The sequence below is a fragment of the Mycobacterium sp. E802 genome (genome assembly GCF_001666875.1).
In the GTDB taxonomy this organism is placed as follows: Bacteria; Actinomycetota; Actinomycetes; order Mycobacteriales; family Mycobacteriaceae; genus Mycobacterium.
The window spans coordinates 1-930 of record NZ_LZJD01000111.1 but is presented as its reverse complement, the minus strand read 5'-3'; the positions used below and the strand labels follow the sequence as shown (position 1 = coordinate 930).

1 protein-coding gene is annotated in these 930 nt (G+C 67.4%); it reads left to right on the top strand.

The annotated features are described in order from the left end of the window. Positions 1 to 930: potassium-transporting ATPase subunit KdpA (gene kdpA, locus A5699_RS16880; protein WP_067771207.1), on the top strand; the 930-nt coding region annotated here is incomplete at both ends.

The following is a 930-nucleotide window of genomic DNA, read 5'->3' as shown; positions in this document are numbered from 1 at the left end:
CGGCGGCACCCAGACGATCCCGGGCGGCCCCGTCGCCAGCCAGGAAGTCATCAAGCTGCTCGGCACCAACGGCGGCGGCTTCTACAACGCCAACTCGTCGCACCCGTTCGAGAACCCCGCCACCTGGACCAACTGGGTGGAGATCTTCCTGATCCTGATGATCCCGTTCTCGCTGCCGCGGACGTTCGGCCGCATGGTCGGCAGCCGGAAGCAGGGTTACGCCATCGTGGCGGCGATGTCGGTGATCGCGACGGCCAGCGTCAGCCTGATGATGCTGTTCCAGCTCCAGGCCCACGGCACCGTCCCGACCGCGGTCGGCTCGGCGATGGAAGGTGTCGAGCAGCGGTTCGGTGTCGCCAACTCGGCGGTGTTCGCCGATGCGACGACGCTGACCTCGACCGGCGCGGTGGACTCGTTCCACGACTCCTACACCAGCCTCGGCGGCATGATCACCATGTTCAACATGCAGCTCGGTGAGGTGGCTCCCGGCGGCGTCGGCTCCGGCCTGTACGGCATGCTGGTGCTGGCGATCATCACGGTGTTCGTGGCCGGCCTGATGGTGGGCCGCACTCCGGAGTACCTCGGAAAGAAGATCACCCCGCGCGAGATCAAGCTCGCGGCAACGTATTTCCTCGTGACCCCGCTGATCGTGCTGACCGGCACCGCGGTGGCCATGGCGATGCCGGGGCAACGCGCGGGCATGCTCAACACGGGGCCGCACGGCCTGTCCGAGGTGCTGTACGCCTTCACCAGCTCGGCGGCCAACAACGGCAGTGGCTTTGCCGGATTCAGCGGCAACACCACCTGGTTCAACGTTGCACTGGCGATCGCGATGGTCATCGGCCGCTTCCTACCGATCATCGCGGTCCTGGCCATCGCGGGAACGTTCGCCGCGCAGCGCCCCGGCGTCGTCACCGCCGGCACGTTGCG